We start from the raw sequence: 16305 nt of genomic DNA, 5'->3' as shown, positions 1-16305 counted from the left end.
CGAGTGGAGTAGCACCATGAAAGAGCTGTACTACCGCATCCTCACCGCGTTGACCCTGCCCAAGGAGGACGACGGCTACTCCACCGAGACGGTGATCGTCTCCGCGGTGCTCATCGCGGTCGCCCTCGCTGCGACGGCCGCCATCGGCAGTCTCGCCGACGAAAAGATCGCCGATATCGGCAAACTGTAAGGGACCCCGTTGCGACAGCCGAAAGACGACCGGGGCAGCGCCGAGCTGGCGATCGCCGCCCCGGCGCTGCTCCTCCTGGTCATGCTGGTCGTCCAGGCCGCCCTGTGGATGCACGGCGAACACGTCGCCGCCGACCTCGCACGCCGTACGGCCGAGCAGTCGCGCACCGTGGAGGGCGGGTCCGCTCCGGCGGTCCCGCCCTCCGGGTCGGTGCTGAGGGACGTCGGTGTCTCCGTCGACCGCGGAGCCGAGGAGGTCCGCGTCACCGTGAACGGCACCGTCCCGAGCCTCGTTCCCGGGGTCGACTGGTCGGTGGAGCACGTGTCGGTCGCCCCAGTCGAACGCTTCGTACCCGGAGGTGCGACCCCATGAACAACCGTGACCGGGGCTCCGCCGCGGTTGAACTCGCCATCGTCGCCCCCGGCCTGCTGGTCTTCGCGATGCTCATGGTCTTCGCCGGGCGCATCGTCGACGCGGGTACCACCGTCGACGAGGCCGCCCACGCCGCCGCCCGCGCCGCGTCACTGGAGCGCACCCCGGGGGCTGCCTCCGCCGCGGCGGCTTCCATCGCCTCCGCGGCGCTCCAGGAGCAGGGGCTGGCCTGCTCCGACCACAGCACCGAGGTGGACCACGGCGGTCTCGTCGCGGGCGGGGCGGTCTCGGTGTCCGTGCGCTGCACGGTGAGCTTCTCTGACCTGCTCGGGGTCGCCTTCCCCGGCAGCCGCAGCATCGAGGGCGGCGCCACCGTCGCCGTGGACACCTTCCGGGGGACCCCGTGAGCACCTTTGCGCCGCGCGACGACCGGGGCCAGGTCACCTCCTTCGTCGCGATCATGGTCGTCAGCTTCATCGCGTGCCTGGGCCTCGTCTACGAGGGCGGGGAGCTGCTCCAGGCACGCCGCCAGACGGCGACCCTGGCCCAGGAGGCCGCGCGCGTGGGAGTCCAACAGCTCGACTGGGACGCCTACCGCGAGGGTGCCGAGGAGGTGCCCCTGGACGCCTCCGCCGCCGCGGCCGCGGCCCAGTCCTTCCTCCACGCGGCCGGGGCCACCGGTACGGTCACCGTCGACCAGGGGTCCGTGACCGTGACCTGTACGCTCCCGTACTCGTTCACCCTGCTGCCGGTGGGCTCGACCACCGTGGAGACGACGGCCACCGCGCGCCCCCGCACGCAGCAGACCCCTTGACCCCCACCCCTGTGAGGCGAAGATGCACCATCTGAGCAGGCTCGGCGCGGCCTTGTTCGCGCTCGCCCTCCTGATCGGTATCCCCTACGTCCTCGTCTGGCACGTCGCCTGGCCCGAACTGCCCGCGTCGTGGGACGTCGCCCTGGCGCACCTGCGCGGCTGGCGGCTGCCCCCCGGGGTCCTCCCCGCCGCGATGATCACGGCCCTGTGGGCTCTGTGGGGCCTGTTCGCACTGGCCCTGGCCGCCGAGGGGGCGGCACGCCTGCGCGGTGCGCCCCTGCGGCTGCGCCCGCTCGGTCCCCTGCAGGCGATCGCCGCCACCGCGGTCGCGGCCACCGCCGTCACCCCCGCCGCGGCCTTCGCCGACACCGTCGCTCCGGCGGACGACCGTGCGGAGGAGGCCCCGGAGACCGACCGCGGGGACGGCGCGCCGCAGGCACCGCACCACCGGGCGGAACAGGGCCCGGTCGAGCGCACCCGCACCGTCAGCGGATTCGAGCTCGGGTCCGCCGAACTCACCGAGCGGATGCGGGAGGACCTTGCGCCCACCGTGGAGATGCTCGCCGACCACTGGGACGAGAACGTCCCCGTCGAGATCACCGGCCACACCGACCCCAGCGGTGACCCCGACCGCAACCAGGAGCTGTCCGAGGAGCGTGCCCGGGCTGTGGCCGACCACCTGGCCGAGTCGCTGGGCGAGGACGCTCCCGACACCGAGGTCACCGGTAGGGGATCCGACCTGCCGGTCGAGGGGCCGCCGGAGAGCCAGCGCCGCGTCGAGATCGCCTACACCCTGGCCCCGGCGCAGGCCCCAGCGCAGCAGCAGAGCGGAGAGAGCGCCGACGAGGGGACCGGAACGGCGGCGGAGGAAGCGGAGGAGACCGCCTCGTCCGTCGTCACCGTGGAGCACACCTCCGACCTCTCCGAGGAGGCGCAGGACGGTCCCCGCGTCGTCATCCTGGAGGTCCCGGACGGCGCGGTCGCCGGGGCCGTGGGCTTCGCCGGGCTCGCCGGGGGCTTCCTGCTCGGCAAGCGGGGATCCTTCGTGCCGAGGATGGCGCTCAGCCTGCCCCGGCCGCGACTGACCAGGCGCCCGCGCCGCCTGGCGCTTCCGGCGCCGCCCGCCCGCCCCGTGCCCGGTGACGACATCGACGAGCGCGTGACCGTGGAACTCGACCACGTCCCCGGCCTCGGCCTCACCGGCAAGGGTGCGGACGGGGCGGCCCGGCGCCTGATCGCCAACGCCCTGGACCCGTCCGAGCCCCTCGCGGTACGTGTCCTGATCACCGAGCGCGAGGCCGCCAGGCTGCTCGGCGCTACCGGCCGCGACCTGCTGCGCGACCGGCCGTGCGACCCGGTCACCATGGTGTCCGCGACCGAGGACGCGGTGGCGTTCCTGGCCTCCGAGCTGCACGCCATGGCCGAGGACGAGCGGGCTCCGCTCGTCCTCATCGCCTCGCCCGACCCCGGGCACGAGCACGCGCTGTCGGGACTGCTGCTGCACGGCCAGCACCGCGGCCTGACCGCCGTCATCCTGGGGAGCTGGCCTCTGGGCGGCAACTGCGCTGTCGACGAGGACGGGCTGATCTCGCAGACCAGTCAGCCGCTCTCCACCCTGTTCCACTGCTCCTGGCCCGGATCGACCGCCGAGGAGGTCCACGAGGCCGTACGCGCCTACCACCAGGCGGACCACACGTTGTCGGAGAGGCCGAGCCGGTCCGCCTCACGGGTCGGCACCGGCCCAGGGGACGAGGGGACGCGGAAACGCCCGGTGCTCGTGGCCGAGGACTGGGACGATGACGACGCATTCACCCGGGTGGGCGACGCCGCCGCCTGGGAACGGCTTACCCGCTTCTGGGACGAGGACGCCGACGTTCTCGGCGAGGACCTGACCGGGGAGTCCGACACGGGACCGGCCCGGAACGACGGGACACGGGACGCCGACGCCGCGGAGGGTGGTACCGCCGACGGTGAGGCGGCCACGGACCGCGACGGCGGACGCGGGTCCAGGACCGCCCCGGACGACGGTGCGTCCGTCGAGGCCGCCTTCCTGGGGTTCCAGGAGGGGGACGCGGACGGGGGCGCGGGCACCGGTGCGCCCGCGCGGGAGGCGGCCGGTGCCGCCGGAGTCGACGACCACGACGACACCTGGTGGGACGGGACCGGACCGACCGCCGACGCGGGTGAGACGGGACCGGTCGACCGGGCTGGAGAGGTGGAGCCCGCCGCCGAGGACACGGACGAGGCGAGGTCCCTGAAAGCTGAGGACCCCGGTACCGCTTCCGCTGAGGGAGTCCGAGAGGAGGCCGGGGACAGCACAGGTCCGGAGGAAGGCGGTGGGAGGACCGCCTCCGAGGCCGCCGCGCCCGCTGCGGCCTCCGAGCTCGCAGAGCCCGTTACAGCCCCCGCCGCCCCGTCACAGGCGGACCCCGGGGAGGCCGCGTCCGGCACTGCTGCGGAGAGTCCTGTCACCGTTGGGGCCGACGGTGATCAGGGTCCGGGCCGGGAGGAGAGCGCCGCTGAGTCCACTCCGGTTTCGGTCGCGGATCAGACCGCGAAGGCCGCCGACCGGAGTCTCCCGGGCTCCGGCGGGGACGCACGGGTACCGGCTGAGGCGGCTTCGGAGGGCACCAGGACCGGGGTCCGGCACGCGCGCGTGCCGGGGCGCAAGGCCGGGCGGGTCCGAGTGGTCAGGGCGGAGCGGCCGTCGGTGCCGGAGCAGGGGGAGCGCCCGGTCCGCCGCCCCGAACGGTCCGGTTCGGCCCCGGCCCAACGGGAGGGCGTCGCGGCCCGGCGGGCGACACGGGAACCGCGGGCGCGCACCTCCGTGACCGAACCGGCCCCTCCCGGGAAGGCCGCGGACGGCGAGGAGGCGCCGCCCTCACGCAGGCCCCAGCCCGTCAAGCCGCACAAGGCGGGCCGGGGACGGGTGTTGAGGCCCCGCGGCGAGGAGTGAGCGCGGCCCCGGTATCCGGCGGCCACCCGGCGGCGCCTCCTCGGACGCGGGTCCGCGGGGGCGCCGTTCTCCGCCTGGGCCGGGCGGAGGGGGTCAGCGCCGCCCGTCGCCGGGGCCCCCGGGGAGGTCGATGTTGTCGCTGATGTCGTAGGCGTACTCGTCGGAGACGTCGTAGTTGCGGGCCGACCCCAGCACCACGTCGGCGGTGCGGTCGAAGGCGATGCCCAGGGCCTCGCCGAAGTGGTCCAGCAGTTCCACCCGGGGCGTGAGGTTCTCGTTGAGCGAGTCCGAGATGTCGTCGCCGGACTCCCAGACGGTACCCATCGACCGGCGCTCCGAGGCCAGGCGCGCGAACGTCTCGCGGACGAGTTGTCCCGGTTCACGCAGCGCCTCCCCGGCGCGGGCCATCTCCTCGGGGTGGACTGTCAGGTTGCCGTCGGCCATCGTCGTTCCTTCCCGTGCGGGGCGCCTTCCCGCCGCCCGGGTCCCGTTGCGCCCCGCTCCCCTCACGTTGTAGCGCCGGGCGGTGAAGGGAACGCGTGCGCGCGTCGACGGCCGGGTGTACACGGGGGGACGCGCGTCATGGCGGTGGGGGAGGACTGAGGGCGTCGGAGAACGCCGTGTTCAGCTCCTCCTGCCGGGACCGCCCGTTCCCCTCTCCTGGCCCCGGTTCCTCGGTGGACCCGTCGCCCGTGTCGGGGTCGGGCTGCGGGGGGTGCTCCGCGGGAAGGATCTCGGCGTGCAGGACGTACCCCCGGCCCCACCGCTCGACGGAGAGGATCCGGTAGGAGGTCCCCCGGGCGAGGATGATCTCGCGCTCGCTGGGGTGCAGGCTCCGGTCGCCCACCCACAGGCCCCGCGTGCCCGGTGGGAGGGAGAACCGTACGAGGTCGGTCGGGGAGCCGCCTGCCGCGCCGGGACGGGTGCCGAGGGAGACGGACATGTATCCCGGATCCGTGTAGGTCTCGCCGATCAGGGACGAGGGGTCGGCTGTCGCGCCCGGGGCCAGGTGCTCGAAGCCGAACACCCCGCGTACCGTCTCCACTCCCTCCGGCAGGCTCCGTCCGGTGGCGCGGTCCAGGTGTTCGATGACGTTCAGGACGTCCTGCGCGTCGGGGTATTTCCCGCGTCCCCTCTTGTCGCGGAGCGTGTCGGCGATCAGGCCCGCACTGCCCGCGCGGTTCCGGAGGTCCTCCAGAGCGCTCTCGGGGTAGGGGGCTTCGATGACGCTCCTGACGACCGCATCCTGGTCGGGGGTGAGCCTGTTGCTGTTCAGTAGCCGGGGGAGGGCTTCCAGGGTCGGCCACCGGTCGCCGTTGACCTCGTAGAGGGTCCAGCCGGGGTGCGCGGCGCCCTCCTCCCGCCGCCGGTCGAGTTCGGCCTGTACGGTCGCCTCGTTCAGCGGCCGCAGACGGGAGAACTCGGCGACCCAGCTCTCGGCCGTGTAGGCGTCGACGTATCTCCGGGTCCGGGGAGGGAGCGCGTCGTAGGTGTTGGGGTTGAAGTCGGGGTCGTGCAGGAGGTCGCCGTAGCCGGCGACGTCCGTCTCGGAGGGGAACCGGAGGATTCCCGCGGAGTCCCGGCGGCCCAGGCCGTGGGCAGGCGGGGCCGCCGCATCGTCGGCCGGGGCCCTGTCGCGGTCGGAGGCGTGGGCGGTGGTGGCGATGCCGTCCCCGCCGTCCGTTCCCACGGTCTCCCGCGGAGGGGGCGGCGGTGTCCCGGGGGTGTCGTGCTCTCCGGTCCCGGTGCTCTCCCCGGCGGTTTCGGCCGGGTGGGGGTCCGGTGCGGGCGGCGGGGGCCCTTCCCCGGTCGTGGAGGATGGTTCGGTGCGCGGTACGGGCGGATCCTCGTGTTCGGTGCTCTCCTGTGCGGCCGGGGCCGTCGGCTTCGGGAGCTCGGACGGCGCGGCCTCGGGTGTCGGGGCCCCGCCGTCGGTTCCGGGGACCTCCCGCGTGAGTCCGGTGCCCGCCGGGTCGGATCCGGCGGACTCCGGGCGGTGCAGGAGGGCCGGTGGCGTGTCGTGTACGGGCTGCGGGCGGGGCGAGCCGGGAGGAGTGGCGTCGTAGAGGTCGCTGTCGTCGAAGGTGTCCCCGGCCTCGGACCAGGGCGTGAGTGGCCCGCCCGTCGTCAGGCCCTCGCGCCTGTCACCCTCCTCCACCGGGTCGGCCGTGGACGGCGGCAGCTCGACGTCCGGTGCGGACCGCTCGGTGCCGCCGACACCCTCAGGGGCGAGAGGGTCTTCGTGGAGCGACTGTTCCGGCGGCCGGGGTGCGGGTTCCCCGCCGTGTGGCGGGTCACCCTCCGGCTCCGTCCGGGGCGCGACCAGCGGCTGCGGTTCGACCGGGGGCCGTGTCTCCCGCAGGTCGCGCAACGCGTCGACCAGATCCCGCATCGTGGAGTTTCGGACCCCCTCCAGGTCGTGGTAGCCGTCCTCCAGTTCGCGGTAGCGCTGCCGGAGGCCCTCTCCGCCGGCCCCGGGTTCGTCGATGCGGCCGACGAAGGAGAAGAGCTCTCCGCGCGCCTTGAAGTAGGCCGCGTCGGCCTTGGCGAACGCCGCCTCCGCCTTCGCGTACCGCTCGATCGCCGGGGAGTCGGTGGCCAGCCCCCAGGACCGGGCCTGGTCGGCGTCGATCCAGCGCAGTACCGAGGAGTCGGCCTGCCCCCCGCGGGGAGGGGCCGTGCCGTCCGTGCTCTCCGCCCAGACGAGCCAGCGCGCCGGAATACGGACGAGGAACATCCGCTTGGTCCCCGGCCCGCTCGCCACGGCTCCGTGCCGCTGTCCGGCGGAGCTGCCGCCGCGGGCGCCGCTCAGGGCCGCCGACTCGGCCTCCGCGGCCTCGCGGACACGGTCCGCCGGGCGCCCGGTCTCCGTGGCCTGGCCGCCCAAACCGACGTTGTTCGCCCGCTGTTCCGCTCTGGTGTGCGACTGTCGCCCGCCCTCCTGGTCCGAGTCGCGGGCGCGGCTGTCGTTGCTGACCCCCTCGATCGTGGCCGACCCGGTGTCGAGCAGGGCACGCGTCCTGACCACCGTCCCCCCGAACTCCGCCAGTACGGTGGTCTCCCGTGTCGCGTCGGGGGTCAGCGCCAGCAGCAGTGTCTCGTCCTTGCGCGCGGTGATCCCCGCGGTCCGCTCGATGTCGGAGATGCGCCCGTCCAGGTACCGGGTGGCCGACGCGACCTCGGCCGCGTTGAGGTCGAGCCTGCCGTTGGGGCTCGTCCACCCGCCGACCAGCGCGGCGTTGACCACGGCGGCGTCGAGCAGGACCTTCGCCTCCCCCTCAATGGCGAGGGGGATCGCGGAGAGGCCGCCCTCGCCGTCCTGGAAGCCGTTCCCGTCCGGTCCTTTGTGGCCCCTCACCCAGTTGTCGGCGTAGGAGGAGCCGTCCAGGTCGATGCTGTCCGGTTCGTAGCGCGGTCCGGTCCCGGGCGCGGCGCCAGCGGGCGCCGGCGTCTCCAGGAAGGGCAGGGGGTAGACGCTCTCCCGCACGGTGTCGTCGGCCGTGGCGGTGTAGACCTGGTCGCCGAAGGACAGGTGCGCGGTCACCCGGGTCGGGGTGGTGACCACGGCGTAGGGGGAGAACAGCACCCGCTCCTGTGTCTCCTCGCGTGCGGTGCCCGCCGACGAGGACTCCTCGGTGACCGACTGCTGCCGGAACGCGGGGGTGCCGCCCGCGCTGACGGCGCCGGTCTGCCTCCCGGACGCGGGGTCCTCCTTGTTCCCGATCGGCGCGAGCAGGTCGACCGCCCCGCCGAAGCCCTGTCCCCGGATCCTGGTGTTGGTCTGGGACAGACCGGTCGCCTTGATGTTGCGGTCGACATACTCCATCTGCCCGCCGAACTGGTCGACGCGGTCGGTGCCCCGTTCGATGTGGAGAGTGAGCCTGGCCACGCGCGAGCGGTCCTTGATCCGCGGGCTCGGACCGAGCGGGTCCAGTCGCGTCTCCAGGGCCTTGACCCGCACCTCCGTACCCGGCCGGTCGCCGTCGACGTGCTCGCTCACCACCTTGACCAGGTCCTCACGGGAGTGGACCGTCAGCTCCCACCCGGCCCGGTTCAGCTGCTGCTCCAGCTGGTCGACCAGGGAGGGGGCCCGGGCGGGACGGGAGTCGAACCCCTTGCCGGCCAGGTCCGGCTTGGTGCCGAGCCCGGCGGGCGGGCTCTGGGGTGGCGGCCGGGTACCCGGTTCGACCCCGCCGCCGGGCCGCCAGGTGAGGCTGTCGTGCACCAGGCCCCGGGAGAACACCCACAGGGCGGGGACCATCATCTTCTGGGCGTCCCTCACCGGTGCGTACCAGGCCGAGTACCCGCTCTGCTTCACGGACCGGGGGACGGAGAAGAGGAAGTCGAAGTCCTTCTTGTGCTCGGTCGCCTGGAGGACCACGCCGTTGGTGAGGAACTCGAAGGTGGCGCCGGTGAACTTGACCTCCCGACGGATCCGGTACGACACCGAGGACGACTCGCCCTGGCCGTGCCCGTGCGGTGTGTACCGCGCCTCCAGGCCGGGCTGGACGACGGGGCCGACGGTACCGCGCGGGGCCTGGCCGGCCGTCTCGGCCGTCGGCTGGGGGTTGAAGGCCGCCCGGGCGGCGACCGAGACGGTGAACGCGTTCTCGTGGGAGAGCCCGTCGCCGAAGGAGATCTCCCGCACCCGGTTGGGCTCCATCACGGCGAACTCGCGCAGGGCGGCCGAGACGACGTGGGTGGGCACGTACCAGGTCACCGTCGTCGGCCGGGTCCGCGACGGCGCGATGCCGTCATCCAGTTGCAACCGGAACCGGTCGCCGGTGCTCTGCGTGAGGCCGGGCGAGGCCGCCAGCGTCTGCGACGACGTGTGGGCGGCGATGATGGCCGCGCTGCCGTCGCGGGAGGCCACCGACCGGGAGAAGGCCCAGTGGTCGCGGTCCAGGGCCCCGTAGGTGAGCGACCCCACGGTGATCACGTGCTCGCCGCGGCGGAAGACCGCGGGGTTGAAGGCCTGGACCGTGCCGAAGGTGCCGGACAGCAGCTCCGCGCGGGGGGTGCGCCGGATGGCCAGGGGTGGTGCGGCCTCGTCGGTGCGCGGTGCGCGGCCCGGCGTGTCGTTCCCGGTGGCGTGCGGGGCCTCCCCCTCCTGCCGTACCGCCGTGGTCCCGGCCGTTTCACCCGGGGTGTCGGTCCGGGACGGGTTTGCGGTGGTGCTTCGAGCGGAGTCGTCCGCGAGGACCGCGGGGGGCGTGGCGGCGGTCGCCCTCGGCGGTGGTTCCGCGCCGGTCGTGCGGGGGGTCGGTTCCCGGGGTTCGGGTACCTCCGTGACCGTCTCCAGCCCGTGTGGGGTCGACCGGTGGATCCGGACGGTGCGCGGGTCGGTGGTGACGAATTCCTCGGGCCCCTGCCCGAAGAGGCGGGAGGCCGTGGAGGCCGGGAGCCTTCGGGGTGGCGCCGGGTTCCCGGCGGGCGGGGAGTCGAGCGGGACACGTTGCCCCACCCGGGGCGTGTGCAGTTCCACCCGGGCCCTGGGCGCAGGGCGGTCCCCGGGGCCCTCGCCGAAGACCTCGCGCCCCATGCCCGTCCTGGACGGGGCCTCGAACCGCGAGGAGCGCGGGACCAGTCCGTCCTTGGGACCGAACCACGCCGAGAACTCCGCGTCCGCGAAGAGGCGGCGGCTACCGCTCTTGTCCTTGACGTTGGTCTCGCCGGTCGACGACATCCCGTGTTCGCTCCGCTGCCTCTTGCGGAACTCGTTGGCGGCGCGGGCGTACACGCCGCCCGCCTGGGAGGGGTGGCCGAAGGAGTCGAGGCCGCTGCTCACACCGCGGGCCGTGAAACCGAACCGCCCCTCAGCGGTGGCCGAGGTGACCTTGCCCGCCTGGCGGTTCATGCTCGAGGACGAACCGGTGGTGGTGCCGGTGTGCGACTTCTTGAGGGGCTCGGCCTCGGAGTAGCCGGTGATCCTGACCCGGGGCCACACGGAGATGTGGTCGTGGACCGTGACGCGGCGTTCCCTGAACTCGTTGAGCCAGGGCAGGACCTTCGTCTCGACCAGCTTGACCTCCATCTGCCCGGACAGCCAGGCGTCCGGTTCGGCCCGGAAGGAGGCCGCGTTGACCTTGGCGAGGAGGACCTCGGTGTTCTCCCGGGCCTGGTCCCTGTTGCGCCGGTGGTTCCAGCCCGCGTGCGAGCGCGCGGGCGCCGGGGTGCCCGGCAGGGCGAGGTGCGGTAGCACCAGGCCGGGGTACTGCCGGTCGATCTCCGTCAGGAGCTGGTGCGCGTAGTCCCGGAAGAAGGGGCGCATCTGGTCCCCGTCGGTAGCCCGGACCTCGGTGCCGTCGGTGTGGGTCACGTCGCGTACCAGGGAGTCGCCGAGGTGGGTCGGTCCCCCCTCTCGGTCCAGGAAGGGGTCCCCCGTCCGCTCGACGGGATTGGCGGCGGGCCCGCCCTCGGCGAGCCGACGGACGTCGTCGGCGGTCAGGGCCTCGGTCGCGGAGACGTCGAACAGCGTGGGCTCGGTGTCGTTGTCGAGCCACACGGCGGTCGTGCGCCGCGTCCTGTAAACGGCCGTGTCCGTGCTGTGGAACAGGTGCGAGTCCCACGCGTTGTCCGAGCGCCCCCGGCCGCGGCTCCACACCTTCTGGAAGCGCGCTTCGAAGGAGGGCGCCTCCACCCGGAACGCGTCGCCGGGCAGGCGCGAGATCACACCGGCTGAGACCGCCACGAAGAAGCCCTTGAGGCGGTTGGCGAGCAGCCCGGAGCCGCGGTTGAGGCGGTCGGTCAGTTTGATGTTGAAGTTCTTGGGGGTGTCGGGGACGAGTTCCATGGACACCGGGTAGGACCAGAGCGTGACCAGACGGGATCCGCCCTTGGCGTCGGGAACGCTGACGGTCCGGGGCTCGCTCGTCATGGTGGGCAGCTGGGTCATGAGGACGTCGTCGGAGAACACCTCCAGCACGCCGCGCCGGTTCAGTTCGCGGTGCAGTGCCCTCGACCCGGTCTTGGGCTGTGACACCACGGCCGGGGCGCCGCGGTCCCCCCGGGTGCGGTGGAGCACCCGGCGCGTGTTCGAACCCGTCCCGGGCGGCTCGAACCCGAGGCGGTCGGCGATCCAGGAGTTGAGCGCGGTGGGCGCTTCGTCACCTCGCGGCCGGGGCGCGCCGCCTCCTTCGGCGCCGTTTCTCTCGGGACCGTCGGAGGCGCGGCGGGTAACGGAGTCGATCGCGATGGGGTGCGAGTTGGCCAGGTAACCGCCGTACCTGGGGGTGTCCCGGTTCGCCCTGTCGTCGTGGCGTGCGTCCCGGTTCGTTCCGCCTCGGTTGGCACCGTGGCCGTCGGAGCGGGGTGCAGGTGCAGCCCACAGGTCCGTGAACGTGATCCGCGCGGGCAGGTCTTCACGGTGCTGCACGCCGCCCATCAGCACCAGTTCCACGCCCCGCTCGAGACGGGTCGGCGGAGGGTTCTGCCGGGTGGGCAGTTCGATGCCGTCGACCCCCTCCGTGGCGGCCGTGGCCGGTGGCGGGGCCTCCGAGCCGTCGCGCCCCGTCGCACCGTCCGCCACGGGGGGAACGGGTGGGGCCTGGCGCGGGGCCTCCTCGACCTGCCAGGTGACCGTCAGGTCGCTGCTGTAGGTCTGCCCCTCACCGGTCATCTCCGTGGTCAGGAGCTGGGTGTGGCCCGTGTCCCCGGACTGCTGCTGTACCGACGAGCCCCCGAAGGCCGACACCCGGCCGCCCACCGTGGGAGCCGGAATGGACTCCTCCCCGAAGAGGTTGGCCTGGAAGCCCACGACCGGCCGCCGGGCTTTGCCGGAGAGCCCGGAATCGCCCTTCGAGGTCTGGGTCTGCTCGTCGTGCAGGCCCTTGTACTTGGCCTTGGCGGCGCCCGGCCGGTCCCGCCCGCCGCTGTGCCACGCGTCCTCGGAGCTCAGACGCAGCTCGTAGGTCCTGCCGTCGGAGGAGGCCCGGCGGACGCCGTCGGCGGAGAAGAAGTCCCGGGGGTCGGTGGAGAGGCCCTGCCCCAGGAAGGTGCGGACGTCGTCGGGCAGCCCCGGGAAGGTGTCGAGGACGGCGTCGGGGTCGACCCGTACGCCGTAGGACTCGACCCACCGGGACTCGATCAGGTAGTTGAGCCGCGGGGCGTCCGCTTCCTCCCCGGTACGGGAGGGGCCCGCGAGCGGTTCCGGAGCCCTGTCCGGAGGCCCCTGCACAGGTACGGGGGGCTGCGGGGTGTGCTGGGGAGCCTCGGTGTCCTGTGGCGTTTCGCCGGTTCCCGGCGCCGAGTCGCCACTGCTCTCCCCGCCCGTTTCCGCGTTCGCGCCGGTGTCCGCGCCCTTGTTCCCGCCCGTGTCCGCGGTATCGGTCGGCTCGGTCTCCGGCTCCTCCGCCTCGGGTCGCCGGGCAGGAGGTCCCTCGGCCTCGACCGGTTCTCCCTTCCGGTCCCCGACCTTCGGTTCCTGGCTCTTGGGCTCTTCGCTCTTGGGAACCTCGCGCATCGGGTCCCGGGGCCCGGGGGGCTTCTCCTCGGTCGGCTCCGCCCCGGTACCCTTCGGCTCGGGCTCGTTCGCCGGGGGCTTCGGCTCCTGTGACGCCCTCCTCTCGGAACCTCCGGCCTCGGGTTCCTTCTCCTTCGTCTCCTCGCTGTCCGCCTCCGTGTCCTCGCGCCCCCCGGGCTCGGATTCCCTCGCCTTCGCGGAAGGGTCCGGCAGTCCGACGTGCTCGTCCCGGGGGTCGACCGACTCGTTCACGGAGCTGAGGGGCCTCTCCTCCACGGACTCCGTGGCGGGGGGAGTGCGCGGGCCCGTTCCCTCGGTGAGGTCGGCCGTACCAGGCGACTCCTCGGGGGCGGATCCCGGTAGGAGGTCCGGGCCCCGCTCACGGTCGGCCGGTCCCTGGAGCGGATCGCGGACACCGCCCGGTTTCGGGGAGCGCGGGGTCTCCGTCTCGGCACCGCTCCTGCGGTGGGCGGGCTCGGCCGGGGGAACCGCTCCCGCGACGGAGCCGTCGGGCACGGCCGCCTCGGCGGACTCGCCCGAGGCAGGAGGGGCGCCCCCGGTGTCCGGTGACTCCTGACCGTCGGCGCCCGGGCCCTCTCGGCGGAGGGGAGCGGAGTCGTCCGCGCCGTCGGTCGGCACGCTCCCGGTGCCGGTCGAGGGCTCCTCCAGTCCGTCGGTGTCCTCGGCCCGGCTCTCGGCGGGGGTCTCCAGCTGTTCTTCGTCCCGTGGGTTCTCGTTCCGGACGGCAGGGCCCTCCCCGTGTTCGGTGAGACCGTTCTCCGAATCCGAATCCGAATCCGAATCCTGAGCCGGAACCGGGGGCCCCGCGTCCTCCTCCCCGGCTGGGGGAACGGGACCGCCCTCCTGCCCCGCGGGCGGTGCGTCCTGGAACGGGGAGTCCCCCTGCGGGCTCCGGTTGCCTGGCGACGGAGGCTCCGGTGTCGGCGCGGGGGAAGCGGGCGCGCTCTCCGTCCGCGGTGCGCCTACCTCGTCCGAGGCGCGCTCCGTGTCCCATGAGGCGGGGCCTGCCTCCGTGAGTGAGGGTCCGTCCTCCGCGACGGGCGAAACCTCGTGGGCCGCCGGTACCTCCTCGGGCACGACGCCCTCGGAACCGCCTGTCCGAGCCGCACCGTGGCCGTCGTCACGCGACGGGCCCGAGCCCGTGCCCTCAGCGCGCCCGGAGGCCACGGCCCCCGGCGCGTTCGAAACCGGGGACGGGGCCGGGGCGACGGGGGGCACGGAGGGCGGTACGGGAGCGGTCACCACCGGCGGCGGCACGGGCGCACTCCCGGAGCCGGTCCCGGTGGCGTCGCCGTTCAGGGAGCGGAAGAACTCGCCGAGGTCGATGCCCCCGGCCGGGGCCTCCGGCGGATGCGGGCCGGGCCCTTCGCCACCGTTGCCCGGGGACAGGTGCGGACCCTCCTCTTCACTCCCGCCGCTCGGTGACAGGCGCGGAGTGCCCTCCTCGGCGCTCGTGCCGAACGTCGGCGCCTCCTCGGCGCCCGGGAGCGCGGCGGAGTCCTGTCCACCCCGCGGGCCTTCTTCCCCGGTCCCGCTGTCCTCCCGGGCTCCACCGCTTTCGTCGCCCTCGCCGTACTCGCCGTACTCGCTGTCCGGGCGGTCCGACGGGGCGAGCGTCGACACGTCGTCGTCCCCGTCGTAGCTCTCGAAGGACAAAGTGCTGTCCCCGCCACCGCCTCGCAGGCGCAGGACCGGTGCGTCCCCGGACTCGAACGCGCTGCCCCCGCCCTGCCGCAGGGGCTGGTCCCCCTCCTGCGACGACACGTCGGAGGAGCCGTCGTCGGAGCCGGACTCCGAGAAGTCGGTCGGGCCGAAGTCCGGTGCCGGGCGGTCGTTGAGGCCGCGCAGGTCGCTGAGGGAGTCCAGGCCCTTGAGGCCGCCGGTCACGGCCAGGTCGTGGACCACCGAGCTCGAGGCCCCGGCGACCGCCGACATGCCCGACGCCTCCCACTTCTGCTCGGGTGAGAACCACAGGTTGGTGAGGCCCTCGCCCACGTACCCCTCGAACGCGCCGGAGGCCGCGCCGATGCCCAGGGACGTGGCCCGGTCGCTCCAGCGGTTGCCGAAGTCGGCCACGGTGCGGCCGAAGGCGTCCGGCACGTCCCGTGCCAGGTGGTCCCGGGCGCTCGGGGGCAGGGGCGCGGAGCCCAGAACGTCGTCCAGGGAGGAGGTCATGCGTGGCGTGTTCCACGTGCGCAGCAGCGTCTCGGCGTAGTTCCGGCCCAGGTTCCGTGCGGCGGTGTCGCCGAGCGTGTCCCCGAAGTGCCGGGCGAACACGTCACCCGACCCGTCGACGAACCGCCCGGCGTGGCCCGCGCCCTGGCTCGTGGTGTTGGGCCGCTGGGCCGGGTTCAGGAACTCGTTGGAGTTGCGTGCGAACAGGTTGACCAGGTCGCGGTTGAACTCCGGGGTGATGCTCCCGGGGGGCGGCGGGACGCGCACCGGGGGAGCGCCGGGCCCGTCGCCCGGCGGGTCTCGTGGCGGGGGTGTCGGGTCGGGGTCGGGGTCGGGGGTGTCCCGTGGCGGGGGACCCGTGAACGTGTCGGGGACGTTCCTCGGCGGCGGTGGCGACGGGAACGCGTCGGGGTCCGACCCGCGTCCGGGAGGACCGGCGGGGGGATCGTCGAGGAGGTCGCGGACGGGTGGCGGCGGGGGCGCGGGCGGGTCGGGGAGGTTCTTGCTGAAGAGCTTGGCCAGCTGACCGCTGAGGAACAGGTCCGCGCCGAACGACAGGCCCGCGCTGAGCAGCCCCTCCACGAACGCGCCCGCGGCGGCCATCCGGGTGAGCTCCTTGTCCCAGCCCTCCCGGTTCCCCTGGTCCATCTGGATGCGCTGGATGAGCAGGTCCATGGTCACGCCGAACATCTGCGCCACGAACAGGTGGCTGAGCAGGTTCCACACCAGCCAGTTCAGGATGCGCCGGATCACCTGGTTGCTGATGAACTTGAACAGGGGGATCATCTTGAGCGAGGCGCCGAAGGTGAACTTGGCCGTCGCGATCGCCCAGGCGATCTCCAACGCCAGCTGGATAAGCTGGCCGATGATCATCCACTTGGCGTACTCGACCTGGTTGGCCGCGTCCTTGGCGTACTGGCGGATCTCGCCTGCCAGTTCGGCGGCCTCCCCGATGTAGTTGCGCTCTCCCGCGGTGAACTGGGCCAGGGAGTTCTCGAAGTACTCGGTGGTGCGGCTGTCGAACGTGGACTGCACCTTGCGCCGCAGGACCAGGACCAGATCGGGAAGCTCCGTGGCCAGGATGTACTCGGCGGTCGCGTACGCGTCGGAGAAGTTCCGCAGCCGGTCCTCGTCGACCTTGGGCCACTGGGTTCCGGTGAGCCCGTAGAAGAGGTTGGCCAGTTCGTCGGGGATCTCCATCCCCATGGGCGCCCTCGCGTCCTGCCGCTCCGATGCCGTCGAAAGGCCGGGGGCGCGTGGCCCGCCGACGCGACGATCCTAGGACGGCCGAACCCCGGTGCCCTCTGGCCCGGGCA

General features: G+C 73.6%; 7 protein-coding genes. 5 read left to right on the top strand and 2 right to left on the bottom strand.

From position 1 onward, the window contains the following. Positions 1 to 16: 16 nt before the first annotated feature. The 5 genes from AC0VYD_RS17170 to AC0VYD_RS17150 are packed head-to-tail and all read left to right on the top strand — an operon-like array spanning position 17 to position 4332. Positions 17 to 190, top strand: coding sequence for a hypothetical protein (locus tag AC0VYD_RS17170; RefSeq protein WP_475476534.1), 174 nt, complete (start codon positions 17 to 19; stop codon positions 188 to 190). 9 nt (positions 191 to 199) lie between these two features. Further along, positions 200 to 562, top strand: a complete 363-nt coding sequence (locus AC0VYD_RS17165; protein ID WP_475476533.1) for a TadE/TadG family type IV pilus assembly protein — start codon at positions 200 to 202, stop codon at positions 560 to 562. Continuing rightward, the gene (locus AC0VYD_RS17160) at positions 559 to 969 is read left to right on the top strand and encodes a TadE family protein (RefSeq protein WP_475476532.1); all 411 of its coding nucleotides are present in this window, start codon (positions 559 to 561) and stop codon (positions 967 to 969) included. The genes AC0VYD_RS17165 and AC0VYD_RS17160 overlap by 4 nt, the downstream gene beginning before the upstream one ends. Further along, a complete protein-coding gene (locus tag AC0VYD_RS17155) occupies positions 966 to 1376 on the top strand; it encodes a TadE/TadG family type IV pilus assembly protein (protein WP_475476531.1) in 411 nt (136 codons plus the stop codon). The genes AC0VYD_RS17160 and AC0VYD_RS17155 overlap by 4 nt, the downstream gene beginning before the upstream one ends. A 22-nt stretch (positions 1377 to 1398) precedes the next feature. Next, positions 1399 to 4332 carry an OmpA family protein gene (locus tag AC0VYD_RS17150; RefSeq protein WP_475476530.1) on the top strand — a complete coding sequence of 978 codons (2934 nt, stop codon included), beginning with the start codon at positions 1399 to 1401 and terminating at the stop codon, positions 4330 to 4332. Between the two features lie 93 nt (positions 4333 to 4425). Here the strand turns inward: AC0VYD_RS17150 and AC0VYD_RS17145 are convergent, their stop codons facing one another. Both AC0VYD_RS17145 and AC0VYD_RS17140 read right to left on the bottom strand, forming a co-directional pair. Continuing rightward, positions 4426 to 4776 carry a hypothetical protein gene (locus AC0VYD_RS17145; protein WP_475476529.1) on the bottom strand — a complete coding sequence of 117 codons (351 nt, stop codon included), beginning with the start codon at positions 4774 to 4776 and terminating at the stop codon, positions 4426 to 4428. 136 nt (positions 4777 to 4912) lie between these two features. Continuing rightward, positions 4913 to 16195 carry a WXG100-like domain-containing protein gene (locus tag AC0VYD_RS17140; RefSeq protein WP_475476528.1) on the bottom strand — a complete coding sequence of 3761 codons (11283 nt, stop codon included), beginning with the start codon at positions 16193 to 16195 and terminating at the stop codon, positions 4913 to 4915. Between the last annotated feature and the right edge of the window lie 110 nt (positions 16196 to 16305).

The organism is Nocardiopsis sp. iso_40 (genome assembly GCF_056173285.1).
The sequence above is the reverse complement of the archived record's forward strand: the minus strand, read 5'-3'. Positions and strand labels throughout refer to the sequence as shown.

Excerpts from the sequence above, each read along its gene's own strand:
- AC0VYD_RS17160 (WP_475476532.1), top strand. The coding sequence starts at position 559 with ATGAACAACCGTGACCGGGGCTCCGCCGCGGTTGAACTCGCCATCGTC.
- AC0VYD_RS17150 (WP_475476530.1), top strand. The coding sequence starts at position 1,399 with ATGCACCATCTGAGCAGGCTCGGCGCGGCCTTGTTCGCGCTCGCCCTC.
- AC0VYD_RS17140 (WP_475476528.1), bottom strand. The coding sequence starts at position 16,195 with ATGGGGATGGAGATCCCCGACGAACTGGCCAACCTCTTCTACGGGCTC.
- AC0VYD_RS17145 (WP_475476529.1), bottom strand. The coding sequence starts at position 4,776 with ATGGCCGACGGCAACCTGACAGTCCACCCCGAGGAGATGGCCCGCGCC.
- AC0VYD_RS17170 (WP_475476534.1), top strand. The coding sequence starts at position 17 with ATGAAAGAGCTGTACTACCGCATCCTCACCGCGTTGACCCTGCCCAAG.